Genomic DNA, 21075 nt, shown 5'->3' on the forward strand with positions numbered 1-21075 from the left:
GGATTGCTATACGAACAGTGAAGTTATTCAACTCGTTCAACAACAAGGAGCAAAACTATGCCAACTCCATGCTATATCAGCATCGAAGGGAAAACGCAGGGCAACATCACCGCAGGGGCTTTCACCTCTGACTCTGTCGGCAATATCTACGTGCAGGGCCACGAAGACGAAATGCTGGTACAGGAATTCAAACACGTCGTCACCGTGCCCACCGACCCACAGTCTGGCCAACCATCCGGCCAGCGCGTACACAAGCCGTTCAAGTTCACCGTGGCGCTGAACAAAGCCGTGCCGCTGCTGTACAACGCGCTGTCTACCGGTGAAATGCTGCCAACCGTCACCCTGAAGTGGTATCGCACCTCGGTGGAAGGCAAGCAGGAGCACTTCTTCTCGACCATCCTGACTGACTCGACCATCGTGGACATCGACTGCCAGATGCCGCACTGCCAGGACCCATCCAAGCTGGACTACACCCAGTTAATCGAAGTGTCGCTGGCCTACCGCAAAATCGACTGGGAGCACACCGTGGCCGGCACCTCCGGCTCCGACGACTGGCGTGCACCGGTCGAAGCGTAATGCCTATTTAACCCGGCCTTGTGCCGGGTTTTCTGCACTGAGCCATGGCACATGCCATGCCTGAGTATGGATGACAGCATCAGGAGGACGTGTGGCAAACAGCACAGGATTACAGTTCACGGTAAAGGTCGGCGCACTGCCGGAAAGCACTTTTGCCGTGGTGGATTTTCAGCTCAGCGAGGCGCTTAACCAGCCGTTTGCCCTGTCGCTGAATCTGGCCAGTCCGTTACCGGGTATCGACTTTGGCGCGGTACTCGACCAGCTCTGCGAACTGCTGGTGTGGTATGAAGGCGAGCTGAAACGGCGCGTCAGCGGGATTATCAGCGCGTTCGCCCAGGGCGACACCGGCTTTCGCCGCACCCGCTATCAGGCCGAAGTCCGTCCGGCACTGTGGCGGCTGGGGCTGCGTACCAATGCCCGCATTTTTCAGGCGCAGAAACCGGAAGCGATTATCGGCACGCTGCTGGAAGAGTCTGGCATTACCGATTATGCCTTTGCCTTGCGTCATGACCACGCTCAACGCGAATACTGTGTGCAGTACCGGGAAAGCGATTTAGCCTTTATTACCCGACTGGCAGCGGAAGAAGGGCTGTACTTCTTCCATGAGTTTGAAGAAGGCAAGCACCGCGTCGTCTTTGCCGACGATGCAGGCGCATTGGTAAAAGGTCCTGAGCTATTTTTCAACCTGGCGACACAGGGGCTGAGCGAAGGCGAGTATGTCCGCCGTTTCCGCTACGCAGAGGCCGTCAGTACTGCCGAGGTCGCCCTCAAGGATTACAGCTTTAAAACCCCGGCCTACGGCCTGCTGCACAGCAAGATAAGCGGTGAACTGTCACATCAGCGCGAAAGCTATCAGCACTTCGACTACCCCGGTCGTTTTAAACAAGACCCCAGCGGCAAGGCCTTTACCGGCTACCGGCTGGATGCGCTACGCGCGAATGCCATGACCGGCTCCGGTGAATCCAATGCCGCCATGCTGATGCCCGGCAGCAGTTTTACCTTAACCGAACATCCTAATCCGACGCTGAATAGTGGCTGGCAACTGGTCGCCATCACCCACAGCGGGCAACAGCCGCAGGCGCTGGAAGAGGAAAGCGGCGGTGAACCGACCACCTACAGCAACAGCTTCGAGGTCATCAGCGCCAAAAGCACCTGGCGTGCCGACCTGCCGTACAAACCGATGGTGGATGGTCCGCAGATTGCCACCGTGGTCGGCCCCGCTGGTGAAGAAATCTACTGTGACGAATACGGTCGGGTGAAGCTGCAATTCCCGTGGGACCGCTATGGCGCGAGCGACGACCAGAGTTCCTGCTGGGTACGCGTTAGCCAGGGCTGGGCGGGTGGCCAATATGGTCTGATAGCCATTCCACGCATCGGCCATGAGGTTATCGTCAGCTTCCTCGAAGGCGACCCTGACCAGCCCATTGTGACGGGCAGAACCTTTCATGCCACCAATCCGTCGCCGTATCCGCTGCCGGAACATAAGACCAAGATGGTGATCCGCTCCGACACGCATCAGGGGGACGGCTACAACGAATTGTCTTTTGAAGACGAGTCAGGGCGGGAGAACATCCATCTTCACGCTCAGAAAGACATGTCGGTCAAGATATTGCACGACATGACGACGCGGGTCGATGCCAGCAAGGTGGAAAGTATTGGCGATAACCGCAGTACCGAAATCGGTCAACATCACCAGCACCGGGTTGGTGGCAATATGAACCTGACGATAGGTGGTCAGGGTCTAGGCTTGTTGGGCGGGTTGTTCAGCCTGATAGCCAACAGCGGTAAATTCATGAAAAAGGAATCTGCCAAAGTGGGTGAACCCGGTGTGGAGCAGTTCGCCGATGATATCAATAAGGTGGGTGCCGCGGCAGAGACCTTATCATTGACGGCGGGAAAATCGTTTACCGACGCCGGCGGATTCAAAAGCAAAGCCGGGCTGGATTTGGCCTCAAAAGGCACCTCACTGGCCGGACTGCTTTCCAGCCTGATGCCCGGTTCCGGTATTTTTAACACCGTCGTCGAAAAGTTTCGGTCAGATACCACCGGGATTGCCAGTACCGAACAGGTTGGCCTGTATAAAAACACGCTGGTAGGCCACACCCAGACGCTGTCGGTCGGGCAGGTACTGAAACTGCTGGTCGGCGATAAGTACGACATCGAGAGCAAAAGCTCCATCTTCTCCCGTACCAAAAAACACACGCTATACGCCAAAGAAAAAATGGTGATTGGTGGGCCGGGCGGCACCATTACCATTGATGACAGCGGCGTGACCATTCAGGCGAAAAGCATCAAACTGAAAGCACCGTCCATCGATATGTCTGGGGGGGCCGCAGAGCAGGCGGCAGCGCTGAGCAGCGACAAGCCGTTCACGGAAGAGTGTCCGTACAAGAAAAAATAAGGAGTCAGGATGCTGGAAAATCCCTATGACGCGGTAAGTGACGGCCTGAAACAGGTGGTATTTACCCCGGCGACCACAAGGGTGGATGAACAAGAACACGCGCTCTATACCTATCTGTTGCTCAATGCGGCAGCCAGCCCGGACATCGCCATCTGTCTGGAGGGGTTCGCGCCACCTTACCGTTCGCTGTTTGACGTATCGGTACTGGATAGTCTGGGTCACGTTGCGCCGTATCTGGTTCAGATTGACGCCCACAGTGATGTGCTGGACTGGTGGCTGGCCGAAGGCTATATGCAGCAATGGGGCATCATGGTACGCAGCACGCTGCCGCTGATACCGCTGGTCAGGCATTTCAAGAAGTTCACCAAAGTCATCAATAACGGCAAAACCTACTTTTTCCGTTTTTATCAGCCAAAAACCTTTAATCAGTTTATTCCGCGACTGACGCCAGCGCAGCAGGCAGATTTCTTCGCTCCTCTGTATGCCGTCTATGCGGAAACCGTTGATGAGCCAGAACAGCTCATGCGTTATACCCATGATGCCAGTGGGTTACAGACGGCGCGCCTGACACTACCGGTTACCCCATCGCCTGAGGAGAGCATGACGCATGTGGCAGTTTAATGACCTGCAAATGGAATCACACCTGATGAGTGACGAGGATTTCTCCCGCTGGTTTGTTGATGAGGTGATGGAGGAAACCCTGCCGGAGCACAAAGAGGGACATACGCCGGAGATGCTGTACACCATGACGCTGAATGGTCGGGAGATAGCGAAAAAACTCAATATTCATAAACCGACCAATCAGGCGAAATTTTTGTATTTCATGTGGGGCGTCGGGTCGAATTTCTTCGAGTTTGATGGCTTTAAGCAAATCCTGGCGGATACGACGCGGAAGGAAGATGAACGTCTGGAAGCACTGTTTACCGAAGTCAGCGAAGATCAGGGTGTTGATGCCCTTATGAACAGCCATCCGAACTATTGGTTTCCGGAATGAACTGGGTGAAACAGCAAGGAGAATACTATGGCTAATATTAGAGAGCGAAGTGGTAGCCCGGAAATTGAGGCGGATCGTAAAAAAGTCGCTGACATGGAATCGCAGTATAACGAACTTATTGTAGACAGTGGCTTAGCCGCAGCAGGGGCAGCGCCTCCGCCTTTCGGCACGGCGGCAGATGTGGTTTCGCTGGGCCGTTCTCTTTTTAAAGGTGACTGGGGCGGCGCAGCACTTGATGCATTAGGATTTATTCCGATACTCGGTGATGGCGCAAAAGCAGGGAAAATAGCCGCCAAAGTCCAAAAAGTAACCGAGGCTTTATCGAAGGCCAAGGCCGCGCTAAATACGAAAGTATTTGCAACAACGCGCGAAAATGCAAAAAAATACTGGAAAGAGCTGATAGCGAAGAGAAAACAGGAAAAACTGGATAAAGAAATCAGTAAATGTAAAACGGAAGAATGCAAAAAACTGGCGCGTGAAAAATTTGAAAATGATAAATCCATGGATGCAGGGAGACTCCCCTCTTCTGAAAAAGGGAGTTGGGTGGGGCCTGACGGGAAACCTTGTCCTCCAGGTACAGGGATGTATAAGCCCGACCCCGAAAAAAATAAAAGTCTCTATGAAACGGTAAAACGTCATGGGAAAGAGGGTATCCCTTTTAAAGATGGGCATCCGGATTTCTCCAGTTTTCCTCCAATGAAGGATGGAAAAGTCATAGGAGATTCAGGGAAGCCATATCAAGTTGAAATTGACATGAAAGGGAATGCGGGTGATTTTACTTCAGCAAGGAAAGCTTTTTCAGAAAAGTATGGAGAAAAGCTCCCTAAAGATCAGGAACGGCTTGGTACATGGCACCATGAACCTGATGGAGTGACGATGAGTTTGGTTGATAAGGATATTCATACAGCTTATAAAAACAGTGAAACGGGCAAAGTCAATAGCGGAACACCACATGTAGGTGGTGACTCCATGTGGCGTAGTGAGGATTTTTAAGATGAGAATACAAAAGGAAGATTTGAGTAAATGGGAAACAGATAATCCTGATTTTTCTCTTGATGCTACTATATTGAATAGGATTATTGTTGATGCTGAAGTAAAGCTTAAGGTTCGCTTTCCAGATGAATACAAGGATTATATTCATTTAGTAAGCAATCAGGCATGTGGTCCAATAGAAGAGTTGGATTACTTTCTAGTAAAGTATAATGGAAAAACAAGAAAAGCACTGATGGCTATTTTATTCCCTATAGAACAAATGATCAGTTCTACCGAGCTCTTAAAAGAATCTATATATGATCATCGTTCTTTATTAACTACGGATTTTATTGCTATCGGTTCAAATTATGATGATGATGGCGATGCTTATATTGTTTATGATGTAAATCCCTCCTCACCTACTTACAAACATGTTTTCCACTGGCGATATTATGTTGATAACTTGATAGTGGGTGATGGTTTGGGGTTACTGGCTCGTTCGTTAAGGTTTTTTTTGCATACTCCTGCTGCTGAAGAGGAATTATAATTTATGCTAATAATGGTTCAGCATGGCATGCCTAGGTTAATTTGACTATGTATTCTGAACATAAGGTGACATTTATTGAGAACTGGCCGAAAGAGTTGTTGGATTTATCGTTTCTGAGTGAGGGGTTTGAACTTCATGAGCGAGACGTTATTGCCATCGGAGCCAATACTCATGATTTTATGAATGCCAGAGGGCTACTGGAAAAACCACTATATTCTGCACAATTACGTGAAGATATCGAATATGCCCTGTCGGTGTTGAATAAACCGGCCTTTTTGCGATTCGGAGGTGTTAGCTACCACGATGATGCGCGTCCTCGGTTAGAGGCGGTTGATGGCGTGATTGAACAACTCGCGGTCTCAAATCGTCGTGTCGCCTCCTATCTTTGGGATTGTCTACAATCGTCAACGCCCGTTTGGCTGTATCTGAGAGAGTGGCGTGATATTCCCCGCTGGGGAGAATTCAGGTGCTTTATCAAAGAGGGCAAAGTGATTGGCGTTTCTCAATATCACTGTCTGGAATACTTTCCGTTTATCAAAGAAAAGGAAAACGAAATACGCCTTCAACTCATCGCTTTTTTACAAAAGCTCTTACCTGTATTACACGTTGACTCCGTGGTCGCAGATGTGGCGATCACTTATCAGAATAGTGAGTTTGCTACCACGCTGATTGAGCTCAACCCGTTTATTCAGCGGACGGATGCTTGCCTTTTTTCCTGGGTAAATGGTGGTGATTTTAATGGCCGTATTCGCATCAACCTAAGTGATGCCGATGCGCAAGCGGAAAAACAAAGAAGACCTTATTTATTATAGGAGGAAGTATGGGAAAGCCAGTGGCAATACTTGGACACATGCACGTTTGCCCGAAAGTCGAACCCGGCCCAGTGCCACATGTGGGCGGACCGATTATTGATGCCGGACAGTCGATTGTTACTATCAATGGCGTTCCGGTTGCTGTGGTAGGCGGCAAGGCGTTTTGTACCGGGGTAGGTATGCCGGATGGGTTGGTCGCCGGATCATCTATCTTCACGATAGAGGGTAAATCCGTCGTAAGAATGGGGGATAGCTGTGCCCACGGTGGTAAAATCGTGCAAGGATGGCCTACAGTGACATCAGATTAATTTCTTAAGTCTGTGAGTGAATAGTCCTGTGCCGTTTCTCTTCGCATAACCTATGTGGCACAGGCCATTTCTGTTATCGGCCCGAATGATCAGCCACACATTCCCCATCAAAACCTCCGTTGAGAATATATCTTCTTAGCCTGCTTTGCTTACTGGACAGACCATCAACCCGTTTAATTTTCATGCCGTTACGCGCATGCTGACTCAGAGCACTTTTGATCGGTAACGCCGATCGATACGATCGCATCGATCTATAAAAACGATTACCGCAGTGAATACGGCAGCCAGATGAACCGCTTCGAATCCGTCACTACCGTGCTGTCACAGGAGAATATTGCCACCGCTGCCGCTTGCTCCCGCATATTGGATGCAGATTATGCCGTTGAAGTTTCCGCGATGACAAAAAACCAGATCCTGCAACAGGCTTCTCTGTCCGTATTGTCGCAAGCCAATCAGCAGTCGGGAAACGTATTAAAGCTGTTATCCGGCAGCAGGTGAGGGTAGTGCGTGGCTTTGGGGGGAGGAAGGGCGCTTGCCAGTTCTGACGCCGGGTTGTTTTCCGCTCGGCCAGTGACAATCGCATAGCGGAACACCTGATTACAGGCTTGGCGGATTTTACGCAACTTGTCGAGTACGCCGCGTTTTTCCAGTTTGCGCAGTGAGGTTAGCATTTCCAGCGGTTTGATCTCAGCAATAGGGCGTTTGCCGATATCAGGGAAGATGTCGTTCTCAAACGCTTCCATCAGGTCTTCAGCGTAGCCCTTCGACCAGTTAGAGCGCTTATATTCATGCCATTCGAGAGCAATGGCTTTGAAGGTGTTATCGATGTTGATTTTCTTAGCCTGTCTTTCGACCTGCTTTTGTTCACTAGGATCGCCACCAGAAGCGACGATTTTTCGAGCCTCTTCCCGTTTTAATCTCGCTTCTGCCAGCGAGATATCAGGATAAACGCCGATAGATAATTTTTTCTCTTTCCCTGCAACGCGGTACTTCAAACGCCAATATTTGGCTCCATTCGGCTTTATCAGAAGATAAAGGCCTGCGCCGTCAGTGAGTTTGTATTCTTTATCTTGTGGCTTGGCGGGTTCTATCTGTCGAGCATTAAGTGGCATGATGGGGGCCCCTAATAGTCATTGAACAAGAAGAGCCCCCATAGAGGCCCCCAACATCGACTTGATTTCCGGTATGCTGGGTTGACCTCGGTGGAGCTCAGCGACAGAAAATCCTAGTGGTATCAATGAATATAACGGGGTTTTGTTGAATTCGGTAGAGTCTGGGAGAACTTAAAATGGTACGCCCTACAGGGCTCGAACCTGTGACCTACGGCTTAGAAGGCCGTTGCTCTATCCAACTGAGCTAAGGGCGCATTGCGCAAAGAAATGCCTGCTGCTTGTCGCAACAGTGAGCTGGATTATACCCACACGTCCCAGTGAGTCAACGGGTTGGCGATGGATTTACGCTATACGGTGAATCCCTGTACAACTTTGGTGAATGTCGCTTTCTCTAGTGTCACTTTTTTGCACAATTGCGAGCCTCGTCCACATGAACTACACATAGCAATGAAAATTTCAGTTTTATCTGCTAGATGCGTTCAGTAATTCTTTTCAAGTTATGAACGGACGTATTCTGCACCCTGTGCTGTTGATACACTATGCCCGCATTCGTGGGTTTTGGATGAGTGTGGGCTGTTTTCAGTGGTCAGGTTTGTTACTCGGCTATTTGTGAATCCGCTATTTTGTCGAACTTTGGAACCTTTTGATTTATGAACATTCTTTCATCCGCATTCTTACGCGTTTGTCTGCTGGCGATGTTGATGCTGCCTGTTGGATATGCATCGGCGGCGAGTGCGGATTCTGATTCTGACCCACAGCCCGCGCAGACCGAGGTGCCAGTAAAAATTAATGTTGATGCTGAGTTGATCAAGCTGCAAAAACAGTTAGATAACATCAAGCAGCAGGTTTCAGGCACAAATAGCGATAGCAAATTTGGAGCGTTGAATGACACAACGCAAGAGCTGGTGAATAACGCCAACGAACTTTCTAATGCAGTGGCACCGCAGCGTGCCCAAATCCAGGCTCAATTGGATGTCTTAGGTCCCGCACCAGAATCCGGTTCCAGTATTAATGAAACCAGCGAAGTGACGCGCAAGCGCAACAGTCTTAATGCGCAAAAAGCAAAGATGGATGCGCAGATTGAGCAGATTCAGGCTTTACGCACCAGTGCGACTAATCTGTCGGCACAAATTGTTACTCTGCGCCGTAATGCGCTGAAAACGCAACTGGCATTGAACTCCGGCAGCATTCTGGGCGGGCGTTTCTGGGCCCCTCTTGTAACACCGCAAGCCGAGGATGTTCGTCGCCTGAGTGCCTTTCAGGATCAGTTAACCGACGCCTTTACGGTGGCCTGGGAACCAGACTGGCGCTACGGTTCTGCCTTCCTGATTCTGATTGCAATCGCTATGAGTTCGGCAGGGCGTCGGTATCTGGAGAAATATCTAGCCTGGGCGGGAATTCACTGGTTGCCGGAAGGGCGGCTGCGACGGAGCTTTTTAGCTACGGCTTCAGTTATCTCAACCGTTGTCACGATCGGTATTGCAGTGAACTTGATCGACTATACGTTCACGCGCCATGGTGAGGCGACAGAACGCGTAGTGTCGTTCCTTGATGCCCTGGTGAGGCAGACTATTTTCTGCTCGATGATTGCCGGGCTTGGGCGCGCATTCCTTTCAAATCAGCGCCCTTCATGGCGTTTGCCCGCGATTGCTAACCCCGTAGCAAAAGCCATGAAGCCGTTCCCTGTGGTTGCTGCTGGCATTATTCTGATTTTCGGCTTTATTGAACAAGTGACGGCGACGGTAGGGACATCGGTCGCGGCAACCATTATGGTAAATGGCTTATCTGCACTGTTCTTAGCGTTTACTGCGGGGACGATCGCGCTGAAAAGCGATCAGATTCGTCGGCAGATGGTGCATTCAGGTGAGCAGCCAGAAGCACGTTCGACGTTATCGGGTGTTATTCATCTTGCAGTATTGGCGACGGCGTTCTCTATTCTGGTGTCGCTGATTATCGGTTATATCTCACTCGCTCGTTTTCTGGCGTTCGAGCTGGTGTGGATTGGCATGGTGTTCTCCTGCCTATATTTGTTCTCAACGTTTATTACCGATATCTGCGAAAGTCTCTTTTCCCCCAACAATGCCAGCGGCAAGCGGATGAAAAATTCGCTCAATCTGGACGATCGACACTTGGCGCAGGCCACATTGCTTCTGTCGGCTGGTGGTAAAGTCTTTTTAATTTTGATGGCCGCGGTTGCCTTACTTAACGGCACATTCGGCACCACTACACCTCTGGAATTGGTACAAAAAGCCGTTGAAATCTGGGGGGGGAAAGGGCTGGAAACCTTGAGCATCGTGCCTGCTCATCTGGTCAATGCCGTGCTCTTTCTGGTGGTGGGGGTATATGTTTTACGCTCCTCAAAACGCTGGCTGGAGGACGAGTTTCTTCCTAAAACGACGCTAGAACGTGGAATCCGTGCGTCGCTGGTGACGCTGTTCAGCAACATCGGTTATATCCTGATTATCCTGCTGACGTTGGCGACATTGGGGATTCAATGGAACAAGCTGGCGTGGATTGTCAGTGCGCTATCGGTGGGTATCGGTTTTGGCTTACAGGAGATAGTGAAGAACTTTATCTCTGGCCTGATTCTGTTGACGGAACGCCCGGTGAAAGTAGGGGACTCGGTCAGTATCAGCGGAGTTGAAGGCGATATCCGGCGGATTAACGTGCGTGCAACGGAAATTCAACTGGGTGACCGCTCGACGGTGATCGTGCCGAACTCTCAATTCATTTCACAGAACGTGCGCAATATTACAATGGGGAACCCGTTTGGGGTTGCGACGCTGGCACTGACGTTCCCATTGGATATCGATCCTGAAGAAGTTCGGACACTTTTGCTGGATGCTTACATCAACCATGATGCGATTCTGGAGTCACCGGCGCCGTCGGTGAAATTCAGTCAACTGAACCCGACAGGCATGGTGCTGAGTGTGACGGGCTATGTCAGTAGCCCGAGAATGGTATCGGAAGCGAAGAGCGACCTGCTGTTTGAGATCATCAAACGGTTACGGGCATCTAATATTCCGCTAGCCGTACCGCAGAAGATGGTGCTGGAAAATTCAGGGCTTGCTTTGCCTGACAGCATTTCGGGCGAGGATAAATAATGATTTATACCCTAAATAATTCGAGTTGCAGGACAAAACGTTAGCGTTTTGAACAACGCACATGCAGCTTGCAGTATGACGGGTATAGCCATCCGTTATCCGATATTGAACGGGTAACGGATGGACATCGATGCTGTGCTCGCAGGGCGTGAATCGCGGCTATTTTCCCTGCTGGTTGATCATATCAAGATAGATCTGACGTAGTCGCTGAGTAATCTGGCCGGGTTTGCCGTCGCCGATCGTTTTCCCATCCAGCATCACGACGGGAAGGATGAGCATGGTGGCTGAACTGACAAAAATCTCTTTGGCGTGATACGCCTCTTCCGGTGTAAAACAGCGTTCTTCTAACGTAATGCCATCCTTTTCTGCCAGTTTGAGCAGCGACTGACGAGTAATACCGTGCAGAATATCGTTGCTGAGTGGGCGGGTCACAACCGTATTGTCATGCAGGACGATATAGCAGTTGCAGGAACTGCCTTCGGTAATGAAGCCATCTTGGACAAAAAAGGCGTCGTCTGCCTTATTCGCGTGGGCATACTCTTTCGCCAGACTCGCGGCGAGCAGGCTGACGGTTTTAATATCCCGACGATGCCAGCGGATATCCTCGGTGGTGACAACGTGTAGACCCGTTGTTGCTTTCGGATTACCGACTAGCGAACGCGCCTGAGTGAATAAAACCAGCGTGGATTTAACGTCAGCAGAAGGGAAATAGAAATCACGATCGCCAGCATTACCACGGCTAAGCTGTAAATAGATCGCGCCTTCTTGCAGATCGTTTTTATTGATCAGCTCATTGTGGATATCTTTGAGCGCCTCTGCGGTGACGGGCAGCGTAAGCGATAACTCGCGGCAGGAGCGTTGCAATCGTGTGATATGGTCGGGAAAATCAACCAGCTTGCCATCGATTACCGCGGTCACTTCATAGACGGCGTCGGCAAACAGGAAACCACGGTCAAATACAGAAATTTTTGCTTCGTTCTCTTCTAAATACTGTCCATCAACGTAAACAAGACGTTGCATCACAACACTCCTTAATAGTTGCTCAATGCAGGTTAACGCGCGTTATCCCCACAATAATGCGTTGGGCGGTAATATTTCGCTACCGTTATAATGCAACCCATTATTGCGATCGCGCTGTAAGAGCAGCGGGCCATCCAAATCAACCACGGTCGCACCCTGCGCCACGACAAATGCGGGTGCCATCGAAAGCGATGTGCTCACCATGCAACCGACCATAATTTTTAAACCTTGCGCTTGCGCGTATTGTCGCAAACACAGAGCCTCAGTCAGTCCACCGGTTTTATCCAGCTTGATGTTGATCATGTCATAACGTCCTACCAGAGCGGCTAGCGACTGACGGTCATGGCAGGACTCATCGGCACAGATGGGAATCGGGCGGGGCAGAGCTGCCAGCACATCATCTTTCCCCGCCGGGAAAGGTTGCTCGATCATCGTTACGCCAAGTGCGGCGAGTTCAGGAACCAGAGTCAGATAGCGCTCGGTATCCCATCCTTCATTAGCGTCCACAATCAGGCGGGCCAATGGTGCGCCTTTGCGAACGGCGGCGACTCTGGCCAGATCGTCGGCATCCGCCAGTTTTAATTTGAGAAGAGGGCGGTTGGCATTGTGTACCGCGGCGTGGTGCATGCGGTCTGGCGTATCGAGCGATAGCGTATAGGCCGTCTCTAACGCTGTTGGCGAAGGCAGGTTCAGGCGCTGCCAAATGCGTTGCTGATGCTGTTTGCACTCCAGATCCCAGAATGCGCAATCGAGCGCATTACGCGCTGCGCTTGCCGGAAGAATGGTTTGTAGCGCTTTCCGATCCAGACCGTTACGGATGTCGCTGTGCAGTGAAGCAATCTGTTCCGTTACGCTGTCGAGGGATTCACCGTAACGTGAATAAGGAACGCACTCGCCATAGCCCGTCACGTTACCGGACCGAATCGCCACGACAACGACATCCGCCTGACGTTTGCTGCCGCGTGAAATGGTAAATGCGCCCTCTATTGGCCAGCTTTCGGTGAAACATCGCATCTCGGTCATAAGCTTGCTCTCGAATTAACCATCTTGCGCTCAGCGCTGTAAGTGCCTCATTTGGCAGGCTTGAATGGGGACTAAAGTGTAATGTTTCTTCCTGTGAGTATTCTTCATTTTTCGCGATTTTAGTAAAAATAATGAGTCGTCATTCCAGACTGAGAAAATTTATGAACGAGTATCGACAGAGTGAATTATCTGAGATAGCTTGAATAGGCTCATTACACTTCAAGTCGCATATATCTTTGTGGTTAATGAAAGCTGTGGTTACCGAAAGCTATGTGGTTAATGAAAGCTGTGGTTACCGAAAGCTATATAGCCAATGAAAACTGGCTTTCTGCGATTTGAATGATGTTGAGCAGAGTGCTTTTTACAGGCGCTGCGTCGCTCGGACGGTCCGGGCGCTCACGTTAATTTGAGGATGTTATGGCTGATTCACCTTCTCCGCGCCGTTTTACGCGCATCGATCGTCTTCCCCCGTATGTATTTAATATCACTGCTGAATTAAAAATGGCTGCGCGTCGTCGCGGCGAAGATATTATTGATTTCAGCATGGGTAACCCTGACGGGCCGACACCTCCTCATATCGTGGAAAAACTCTGTACGGTTGCACAGCGTGAGGATACCCATGGTTACTCGACATCCCGAGGGATCCCGCGCTTACGCCGTGCGATCTCCCGCTGGTATGCCGATCGCTATGAGGTTGATATTGACCCTGAAAGCGAAGCGATTGTCACGATTGGTTCCAAAGAGGGGCTGGCGCACTTGATGCTGGCAACGTTGGATCATGGTGATACGGTTCTGGTGCCGAATCCCAGTTACCCGATTCACATTTATGGCGCGGTGATTGCCGGGGCGCAGGTGCGTTCCGTGCCGCTAGTGGAAGGCGTCGATTTCTTTAATGAATTAGAGCGCGCTATTCGCGAGAGTATTCCGAAGCCGAAAATGATGATTCTCGGTTTCCCGTCAAACCCGACGGCGCAGTGTGTCGAACTGGATTTCTTTGAACGCGTCGTTGAGTTGGCGAAACAGTACGGCGTGTTGGTCATCCATGATTTGGCCTATGCCGATATCGTTTATGACGGCTGGAAAGCACCGTCGATCATGCAAGTCCCCGGCGCGAAGGACATTGCGGTGGAATTCTTCACGCTGTCGAAAAGCTACAATATGGCGGGCTGGCGCATTGGCTTTATGGTTGGAAATCCAGAGCTGGTAAACGCGCTAGCGCGAATTAAGAGCTACCACGATTACGGCACGTTTACGCCGTTGCAGGTTGCCGCGATTGCTGCGTTGGAAGGCGATCAGCAATGTGTGCGGGATATTGCTGAGCAGTATCGCCAGCGTCGTAACGTTTTGGTGCGTGGTTTGCATGAAGCAGGTTGGATGGTTGATGAACCGAAAGCCTCAATGTACGTTTGGGCGAAAATCCCTGACGCCTATGCACATTTGGGGTCGCTGGAGTTCGCTAAGCGTTTGCTGTCTGAAGCGAAGGTTTGCGTCTCACCCGGCATTGGCTTTGGGGATTATGGCGACACCCATGTTCGGTTTGCCTTAATCGAAAATCAGGATCGTATTCGGCAGGCTGTGCGTGGGATTAAGGCGATGTTCCGTGCAGACGGCATCTTACCGACCACTAAACCGTTATCAGGAAAGGGCTCTGCTGCCTGATAACTACTACCTTGATAACTGCGGCTCCCAGTCGCCCGACTGGGAGCAACATAAACATGCCGTGACAGTGGCTTATCATTTGCTAGAATGCCTATCGTTAATCTCAATCAGGATGAGTTTGTCATGTTGTTATCTCTGTCTAAATTTTCTGCGTTAACGCTGCTTTGCGTCATGCTGGCCGGATGCCAGCAAACAGGAACGTCTGCCCACAAAGGAACGGCGGCGGGTCAGTCTTCTGCGGTAACGGTCTCTTCTAACGATCAACTGAGCCAGTTATCGTCGCTGGTTGCGGCCACCCGATATCTCAAATCGCAGTGTAACCGCAGCGATCTTCCCGATGATGCGACGATTGCCAATGTCGCGTTGGATGTGGCGAAACAAAGAGGCTGGAATGTTGCGGGCTATCAGGCTTTGCCGCAGCGCAGCGAAAGCCTGTATCGAGGGTTATTAAAAGACAGCACGCCGAAAGAGACGCAGTGTTCGGAGTTCAACCGTACGCTGACACCGTTTATTGATGCCATGCGCAGCCACGGCTAAGGTCTAACGCTTCCACTTTCACTGTCGGCGGAACGTTCATCCTCGTTGAATTTTCCGCCCGGCCAATCCTCCAGCGCTTCCAGAATAAACACCTCGCCTTCTACGCTGAAAATGGTCATATCTTGTTGGATTTGTTCTATCGCTAGCCCTTCGATTGGCGAATCGCCTTCGTGAAATTGCATGCCGTTGAGCGTGATGCTGCGCTTGGCTTCATCTGACGTATAAACATGTGAGCTGTAGGTCAGCGGTGGAATTTCACCATTGCTGACGGGAGGTAACGACAGCGTGGTCTTTTTCTCAAGAGCAGCAGGCACATCGACATGAGCCTCCTCTTGATGAGGCGTAGCCGCGAGTGCTGTCGGCGCTTGCCCCTCAACCGCAGGTAAGGTGGCAGCTTGAACGGCCAATGTGGTGGTCGGAGAGGTCGTAGGGCTACCCCAGCGCTGGTGGCTGAACCAGCCTAGCGCGATAAAAAGCAAAGCATAAACAACCATCAGATAACCGGGCATTGGGTATCTGGCAAGTAACGCTGGCTGTGAGTGTGTCGGTGCGTCCGGTGCGTTGTCCACGCGCTAATCCTTAATTATTTATCCCCGTCATACTCCAAGCTGCATGTGTGTTGGCAATACTCGGCTCATCTATGAGCCTCACCCTGAAGGGCCGCCGCTTACGGCGTTCAAATCGGCTATGCCGATTTGTCCTCGCTCACCCCAGTCACTTACTGATGTAAGCTCCTGGGGATGAATGAGAGACAAGTATGTCTCTCACCAGAGGTCAGCCTTTGGCTGCTCAAATTCGTCTTTGACGAATTTGTCACTGCGTCGCCGCCTTCCTGCAACTCGAATTATTTAGGGGGTACTTAGGCCGTGTAGCATCACATCATAAACGAAAGTCGGGTGAGTAGGATGATGCTGCATGCCTTATTTTGCAAAAAATAGGAAGCGGCAGAAAACTGAATCTCTCGGTTATGTGACAGTTCCTCCATTTTGATTAAAAACTATTGTAATCATAATAATCACGGATGGAATCTTGATGCGGGTCGCAAAAAAATTGTGCGAATTTGCTTTAATGAAACTATGTTTTACCATTGTAGGTATAACGTTTCTTTTTGGTTTTTTTTGTCGTCAATAAACGAGGGGCGAATCATAAGAATTTAATTAAGCATTCTGAGCGTTAAATCGGTAGCACTATTATGTGGTTTTTACTACAGGTATTACGTTGCTTTTTTATCGATAAGGGATGTGTCAATCTGCTGCTAAATTACGAATAAAAGCAATTTTAAAGAATGCGATTAATATCGCAGGGTTTTGTGCGGATTTATTTTTCTATTTTAATAATTAAAAAATACTGAGGGATAAAATGCTTAAAACGGTTATTGGGACTGGTCGTTTACGTACCTGTGCGGTAGCTATTGCCCTTTCTGGAATGGTTCTTTCCGGGTGTGACAACAGTCAGCAGCCAGTGGCAGAAACAGCGCAGCCAGATTTGCAGGTGAAAACCACACCATTTGGTTGGGCTGCACAATATCAGAACACGGACGGTAAGTTTTATGCGACGACGGGAGGTGAGGGGGCACATGAAAATAGCATTTATATCGTCACTAACCGTCAGGAATTAAAGGACGCATTAAATAATGTTCGCAGTGCCCGCTATATCGCAGGCGATTCCGATGCGGAGTTACAGGCAAAATTAGAACCTAAAATTATCTATTGGCAAGGTACTATCCGTGGTGATGATTTAGGGAACGGACGTAATGCGAATGCGGAGGATTATAAAACCAAACCGAATAAAACTACGTTTGATTTCGATTTATATGTCAAAGCTTTCGATCAGAATTATATGGCGCAACTGAAAGCCACGGCAGATGCTGGTGGAACTGATGCGGCAGCAGCCAGTGCAGAGCTTAGCCTGTTGAAAAAACAAAATGGTCAGCGTTCACAGTATGCCAACAATCAGAAAGCGCAGATTCAATTTCAGGTTCCGCCGAATACCACGATTTTAGGTGTAGGTAGCGACGCGAAACTGGTGGAAGGGTATTTATCCCTCAATACGTTAAGCCACACGTTCGGCAAAACGGATAACAGCAACATCATTATCCGCAATATTACGTTTCAGGCGCCACGTGACTTTGCCCCTGCCTGGGATGCGGGCGATGGTGACAAAGGCAACTGGAATGCGCGTTATGATTCTGTATCGATTAATGCCAGCAAAAATGTCTGGATCGACCACTGCACCTTTACGGATGGTGAATATCCCGATCATTTAGAGCCGGTGCTGTTCGGTAAACCTATCCAACGCCACGATGGCCTGTTGGATATAGAAGATGGCGCTGATTACCTGACGATTTCCTACAATATTTTTGCTCAGCATGACAAAACGGTATTAATCGGCTCAGGTGACGGTGATAAAGGGGAATATCGGATCACTTTCGAAGGCAATTTATGGGACAACAGCGTGCAACGTTCGCCGCGCGTGCGCTTTGGTCAGGTGCATTTGCTCAATAACTATCACCGTGGTGCAACGGATACCAACTACCCTATTCTGTATGCCATTGGGATGGGCTTCGATTCATCGATTCTTTCTGAGAGTAACGTTTTTAACTTCGAAGGCGGTAGTGCAGACGAAAAGCTGATTATTGGTGCTTATAAGGGAAGTAAGTTTAAAGACAACGGTTCCTGGTTCAATGGCAATTCGGCAAGCAATTTGAATCAAATCGCATTGGATAAATGCAGCGCACTGCAAGAAACCGAGAAAGCCGCTGCGACAAGCTCTGGGAAAGCGGTGCCGGGATGGGCGTTGGAGACCTGCACCAATGAATTGGAATGGAGCCCGCCTTATGTGTATAGCGTTGGGAAGTCCATCGCCATCGTTGAGAAATATGTTCTGGAAAATGCTGGCTCTGGAAAGCTGGATATTTCTCTCCCGTAGTTGTCGTCATTAACGCATTATTTTTATTGAAATAGTTATCTGTAATCTCTCTGCCCAATATCAATCATTCTGCGGTAATGGATTTGCCGCAGGGTGAGAAATATAGGGGAAAATAATAGTAAAAATACAGGAAATGCTATGACTTATTTTTTACCTCGTACTCGTCTTACGCTCTGCGCGACAGTCGTTCTGAGCAGCCTGATTGCCGGATGCAGCGATAGCGATTCAGCGCCGGATATTGGTGTCGATCGTTCCGCTGCGCCGCAGAATCTTAAAGTGCCGACGCTCGCCTATGATGACAACAGTGTGGTACTGGCCTGGGAAAAACCGACTAAACCTGCCGCAGGCATTAAAGATTATCGTGTCTATATGAATGGAACCTTATTAGGTGGAACCATTGATAACCAGAACACCCATTCGCCGGCCAAACCTTATATTGATAACTTCTATAACTCGATCGATACCACCAACTGGCACGTCCGCGTCAGCTTCCATAATTTCAAGGTAGCTGACCTGTCGCCGGAAACAGAGTATCGCTTCACTGTGCGTGCGCTGTATGAAGATGGTAAAGAATCCGTTGATAGTGAAGCGGTCGTGCAGAAAACGACGGCCACGCCAGCTTCACTGAACGTGACTAACTACGGTGCAAAAGGGGATGGGGTAGCAAACGATACGGTGGCGATTCAGAAGGCGATTGATGACTGTACGCCAGCCGCGTATCCGAAAGGATGTAAAGTCGTGGTTGAAGGTGGGACGTTTAAAACCGGTGCGCTGTTCCTGCATAGCGATATGACATTTGAAGTCGCGAAAGGCGCTACGCTGCTGGGGTCAGCAAATGGTGACGATTATCCGCTTGCCCGCGGCTACTATCTCTACCCTTACAGTTCACCTAAATTGCCGAAGCGTCCGCCTTCTCTGATTAACGTACTGGAAGCGGACGATCAGGGCAGCAGCCATGCAGGCACCTTTAAAAATATTCGTATCGTCGGGCAGGGCACCATTGATGGCAATGGCTGGACGCGAGGCATTAAAGCCAGTGACACAAACATTACTGAAATTGATGAATTAAAGAATGAATTGCCGCTCTACCGTGCGAGTAAATCCGCCAATGTTGGCAGTGACGGTATTCTGGCAAAAGACCAAACGGCAAAAGCTGTTGCTGAAGGGATGCTACTGGATGAGGCGTACAAAAACCGACGCTCCAGCCTGATGACGCTGCGCGGCGTGAGCAACATGTACCTGGAAGGGCTGACCATTTTGAACCCGGCATATCACGGTGTGATGGTACTGGAATCTGAAAATGTGGCGATGAATGCGTTGGTTCACACGACGTATGATGCCAATAACGCGGATGGCATTGAATTCGGAAACAGCCAGAACGTTATGGTATTTAATAACTTTTTTGATACGGGTGATGACAGCGTAAACTTTGCTGCGGGATATGGTGCCGAAGTGGCGACGCTGGGGCAAAAGGCGCAGAGCGGCGCCTGGATCTTCAATAACTACTTCCGCCGTGGTCATGGTGCGGTAGTCACGGGTAGTCATACTGGTGCCTGGATTGAAAAAATTGTTGCTGAAGATAACGTAATGAATAAGACGGATGTTGGCTTGCGCATGAAGAGCCGGCCTTATTATGGCGGTGGCTCACGTGACGTGGTATTCCGTAATAACGCGATGCGTGATATTGTCAACGAACCGTTCGTGTTCACTATCAAATATAAAGCGGACGTGAACGATACCCAGCCAGCGGCAGAACCCGCTCAGTTCCGTGATGTGACCGTTTCTAACGTCACGGTTGATGGTTCACCGAAGAAAAACAGCATCATGGTCGACGGGATGACCGTGGCTGAGATGGCTGATGCGTATAAGTTCTCTTTTGGACGCGATGCTTATCATCAAGGCTTGCATTTTGAGAATGTAAAATTCAAAAATGTAAAAGTTACGGACATTACCTTCCTGAAGAACAGTGAATTTAAAAATGTCATTTTTGAGAATGTACCAGGAGCCTGGAATTTCGGTCATATTGAAAATATCAGGCTCGAAGACCGTGTAAATAATGATGCCGCGCTGACGACCAGCGGTGATGAAACCATCACCCGGGAAGCCGCAACGGAATAAGGCATTTTCCCCACGCCGTTGGGCGTGGGGAGTATTATGGATGATTACCTATGGCACGATTACAAGCTTTCAAAGAACCGTCTTTTAATTCGTTGGTTACCACTTTTCGGTCACTGCCCGCTCCTCTGATTCGACGTATCGTGTTGGGGCTGATTTTGCTGCTGATTTGTCAGCAGTTGGCTGTACTGACCTGGCGCTTTCTCCTACCTGAAGACTCACACATTGTTGGTGTATCGGTCACGCCTGCCCAAGCGAAAGAAAAACCCGTAATACCGGGTGATTTTACTCTGTTCGGGCGGGCTCCCGATGCGGATGCCTCCGCCGTTAACGACGCCGCATTATCCGGTAATATTCCTCTGTCATCGTTAAATATCAGTCTGACCGGGGTGCTGGCGAGTGAAGACGCCAAACGTTCGATTGCCATTATCGCTAAAGATAGTCAGCAATATACTCGTAACGTCGGCGATGCGGTGCCGGGCTATGAAGCCAAAATTGTGACTATCTCTGCCGATCGTGTCGTGATTCAGTATCAGGGGCGCTATGAGGCGCTGCATTTGTATCAGGAAGAAAGTACTGCTGACGCACCGCCGTCTTCTGGTGCCTTTAATCAGGCGAAAGATAAGATACAAAAAGATCCCTTTACGACACAGGACTACCTCACTATTTCTCCCGTCACGGAAGAAGACGTACTGAAGGGATATCAGTTAAACCCCGGCAAAAATCCCGATCTTTTTTACCGAGCAGGCTTGCAGGACAACGACCTTGCTGTGTCATTAAACGGTATGGATTTACGCGATGCGGATCAGGCGCAGCAAGTAATGGCGCAACTGGCAGGGATGAGCAAATTTAATTTGACCGTCGAGCGTGATGGTCAACAGCAAGATATATATCTGGCATTGGATGGAGACCACTAATTTGTTTAGCAAGGGACAGGGATTTTTTAAGCGTCAGGTTTTTTCGAAAC

The 21075-nt window shown here is 49.8% G+C and carries 18 protein-coding genes, 1 tRNA gene and 1 pseudogene; 15 read left to right on the forward strand and 5 right to left on the reverse strand.

Going from position 1 to position 21075, the window contains the following annotated elements:
• Positions 1–57 precede the first annotated feature (57 nt).
• The 9 genes from KP22_RS12100 (at position 58) to KP22_RS21745 (ending at position 7108) form a co-directional block, all read left to right on the forward strand.
• Positions 58–576, forward strand: coding sequence for an Hcp family type VI secretion system effector (locus KP22_RS12100; RefSeq protein WP_039309303.1), 519 nt, complete (start codon positions 58–60; stop codon positions 574–576).
• Between the two features lie 91 nt (positions 577–667).
• Positions 668–2977, forward strand: a complete 2310-nt coding sequence (locus KP22_RS12105; protein ID WP_039324496.1) for a type VI secretion system Vgr family protein — start codon at positions 668–670, stop codon at positions 2975–2977.
• 9 nt (positions 2978–2986) lie between these two features.
• On the forward strand, positions 2987–3598 hold the full coding sequence (locus KP22_RS12110) for a DUF4123 domain-containing protein (RefSeq protein WP_039324499.1): 612 nt from the start codon (positions 2987–2989) through the stop codon (positions 3596–3598).
• Entirely contained in the window at positions 3585–3971 is a 387-nt protein-coding gene (locus KP22_RS12115; protein WP_039324501.1) for a hypothetical protein, read from the forward strand. Before KP22_RS12110 ends, KP22_RS12115 begins: the two co-directional genes overlap by 14 nt.
• 27 nt (positions 3972–3998) lie before the next feature.
• Positions 3999–4964 carry an HNH endonuclease gene (locus KP22_RS12120; RefSeq protein ID WP_039324504.1) on the forward strand — a complete coding sequence of 322 codons (966 nt, stop codon included), beginning with the start codon at positions 3999–4001 and terminating at the stop codon, positions 4962–4964.
• Position 4965: 1 nt separating this feature from the next.
• Positions 4966–5490 (forward strand): SMI1/KNR4 family protein, encoded by a 525-nt coding sequence (locus tag KP22_RS12125; protein ID WP_039324507.1) that lies wholly within the window; start codon positions 4966–4968, stop codon positions 5488–5490.
• A gap of 47 nt (positions 5491–5537) precedes the next feature.
• Positions 5538–6302 (forward strand): cell division cycle protein 123 family protein, encoded by a 765-nt coding sequence (locus tag KP22_RS12130; RefSeq protein ID WP_039324508.1) that lies wholly within the window; start codon positions 5538–5540, stop codon positions 6300–6302.
• Positions 6303–6310: 8 nt separating this feature from the next.
• A complete protein-coding gene (locus KP22_RS12135) occupies positions 6311–6610 on the forward strand; it encodes a PAAR domain-containing protein (RefSeq protein ID WP_039324511.1) in 300 nt (99 codons plus the stop codon).
• Between the two features lie 288 nt (positions 6611–6898).
• Positions 6899–7108: a flagellin gene (locus KP22_RS21745; RefSeq protein WP_269321008.1), complete on the forward strand. Its 210-nt coding sequence runs from the start codon at positions 6899–6901 to the stop codon at positions 7106–7108.
• On the opposite strand, the pseudogene KP22_RS12140 reads toward KP22_RS21745, so the two are convergent.
• Positions 7093–7722 (reverse strand): annotated as a pseudogene (locus KP22_RS12140) (tyrosine-type recombinase/integrase); the annotation flags it as partial. The gene KP22_RS21745 and the pseudogene KP22_RS12140 sit on opposite strands and share 16 nt — an antisense overlap.
• 177 nt (positions 7723–7899) lie before the next feature.
• A tRNA-Arg gene (locus KP22_RS12145) sits at positions 7900–7976 on the reverse strand.
• A gap of 396 nt (positions 7977–8372) precedes the next feature.
• On the opposite strand from KP22_RS12145, the gene KP22_RS12150 reads away from it, so the two are divergent.
• Entirely contained in the window at positions 8373–10826 is a 2454-nt protein-coding gene (locus tag KP22_RS12150) for a DUF3772 domain-containing protein (protein ID WP_039324513.1), read from the forward strand.
• 159 nt (positions 10827–10985) lie between these two features.
• On the opposite strand, the gene KP22_RS12155 is transcribed toward KP22_RS12150, so the two are convergent.
• Together KP22_RS12155 and dgcA are read right to left on the reverse strand one after the other, a co-directional pair.
• Entirely contained in the window at positions 10986–11846 is an 861-nt protein-coding gene (locus KP22_RS12155; protein WP_039324515.1) for a D-amino-acid transaminase, read from the reverse strand.
• 42 nt (positions 11847–11888) lie between these two features.
• Complete coding sequence (dgcA, locus tag KP22_RS12160; RefSeq protein ID WP_039324517.1) at positions 11889–12869, reverse strand: N-acetyl-D-Glu racemase DgcA; 981 nt, start codon at positions 12867–12869, stop codon at positions 11889–11891.
• A 417-nt stretch (positions 12870–13286) separates the two neighbouring features.
• Between dgcA and alaC the strand changes: the two genes are divergently transcribed.
• Entirely contained in the window at positions 13287–14528 is a 1242-nt protein-coding gene (gene alaC, locus KP22_RS12165) for an alanine transaminase (protein WP_039298219.1), read from the forward strand.
• Between the two features lie 123 nt (positions 14529–14651).
• On the forward strand, positions 14652–15065 hold the full coding sequence (gene gspS, locus KP22_RS12170) for a type II secretion system pilot lipoprotein GspS (protein WP_039298221.1): 414 nt from the start codon (positions 14652–14654) through the stop codon (positions 15063–15065).
• Here gspS and gspB read toward each other — a convergent pair.
• Positions 15062–15634 (reverse strand): type II secretion system assembly factor GspB, encoded by a 573-nt coding sequence (gene gspB, locus KP22_RS12175; RefSeq protein WP_039298223.1) that lies wholly within the window; start codon positions 15632–15634, stop codon positions 15062–15064. The two genes, gspS and gspB, sit on opposite strands and share 4 nt — an antisense overlap.
• A 790-nt stretch (positions 15635–16424) precedes the next feature.
• Between gspB and KP22_RS12180 the strand changes: the two genes are divergently transcribed.
• From KP22_RS12180 to gspC, 3 genes are all read left to right on the forward strand, one after another.
• Complete coding sequence (locus KP22_RS12180) at positions 16425–17993, forward strand: pectate lyase family protein (RefSeq protein ID WP_039298225.1); 1569 nt, start codon at positions 16425–16427, stop codon at positions 17991–17993.
• A 138-nt stretch (positions 17994–18131) separates the two neighbouring features.
• Positions 18132–20111: a glycosyl hydrolase family 28 protein gene (locus KP22_RS12185; RefSeq protein WP_039298226.1), complete on the forward strand. Its 1980-nt coding sequence runs from the start codon at positions 18132–18134 to the stop codon at positions 20109–20111.
• 50 nt (positions 20112–20161) lie between these two features.
• Complete coding sequence (gene gspC, locus KP22_RS12190) at positions 20162–21025, forward strand: type II secretion system protein GspC (RefSeq protein ID WP_039298228.1); 864 nt, start codon at positions 20162–20164, stop codon at positions 21023–21025.
• Positions 21026–21075: the final 50 nt, after the last annotated feature.

Origin of the sequence: Pectobacterium betavasculorum, from assembly GCF_000749845.1 — a bacterium.
Lineage (GTDB): Bacteria > Pseudomonadota > Gammaproteobacteria > Enterobacterales > Enterobacteriaceae > Pectobacterium > Pectobacterium betavasculorum.

Excerpts from the sequence above, each read along its gene's own strand:
- KP22_RS12100 (WP_039309303.1), top strand. The coding sequence starts at position 58 with ATGCCAACTCCATGCTATATCAGCATCGAAGGGAAAACGCAGGGCAAC.
- KP22_RS12110 (WP_039324499.1), top strand. The coding sequence starts at position 2,987 with ATGCTGGAAAATCCCTATGACGCGGTAAGTGACGGCCTGAAACAGGTG.
- KP22_RS12115 (WP_039324501.1), top strand. The coding sequence starts at position 3,585 with ATGTGGCAGTTTAATGACCTGCAAATGGAATCACACCTGATGAGTGAC.
- KP22_RS12120 (WP_039324504.1), top strand. The coding sequence starts at position 3,999 with ATGGCTAATATTAGAGAGCGAAGTGGTAGCCCGGAAATTGAGGCGGAT.
- KP22_RS12125 (WP_039324507.1), top strand. The coding sequence starts at position 4,966 with ATGAGAATACAAAAGGAAGATTTGAGTAAATGGGAAACAGATAATCCT.
- KP22_RS12130 (WP_039324508.1), top strand. The coding sequence starts at position 5,538 with ATGTATTCTGAACATAAGGTGACATTTATTGAGAACTGGCCGAAAGAG.
- KP22_RS12135 (WP_039324511.1), top strand. The coding sequence starts at position 6,311 with ATGGGAAAGCCAGTGGCAATACTTGGACACATGCACGTTTGCCCGAAA.
- KP22_RS21745 (WP_269321008.1), top strand. The coding sequence starts at position 6,899 with ATGAACCGCTTCGAATCCGTCACTACCGTGCTGTCACAGGAGAATATT.
- KP22_RS12150 (WP_039324513.1), top strand. The coding sequence starts at position 8,373 with ATGAACATTCTTTCATCCGCATTCTTACGCGTTTGTCTGCTGGCGATG.
- KP22_RS12155 (WP_039324515.1), bottom strand. The coding sequence starts at position 11,846 with ATGCAACGTCTTGTTTACGTTGATGGACAGTATTTAGAAGAGAACGAA.
- dgcA (WP_039324517.1), bottom strand. The coding sequence starts at position 12,869 with ATGACCGAGATGCGATGTTTCACCGAAAGCTGGCCAATAGAGGGCGCA.
- alaC (WP_039298219.1), top strand. The coding sequence starts at position 13,287 with ATGGCTGATTCACCTTCTCCGCGCCGTTTTACGCGCATCGATCGTCTT.
- gspS (WP_039298221.1), top strand. The coding sequence starts at position 14,652 with ATGTTGTTATCTCTGTCTAAATTTTCTGCGTTAACGCTGCTTTGCGTC.
- KP22_RS12180 (WP_039298225.1), top strand. The coding sequence starts at position 16,425 with ATGCTTAAAACGGTTATTGGGACTGGTCGTTTACGTACCTGTGCGGTA.
- KP22_RS12185 (WP_039298226.1), top strand. The coding sequence starts at position 18,132 with ATGACTTATTTTTTACCTCGTACTCGTCTTACGCTCTGCGCGACAGTC.
- gspC (WP_039298228.1), top strand. The coding sequence starts at position 20,162 with ATGGCACGATTACAAGCTTTCAAAGAACCGTCTTTTAATTCGTTGGTT.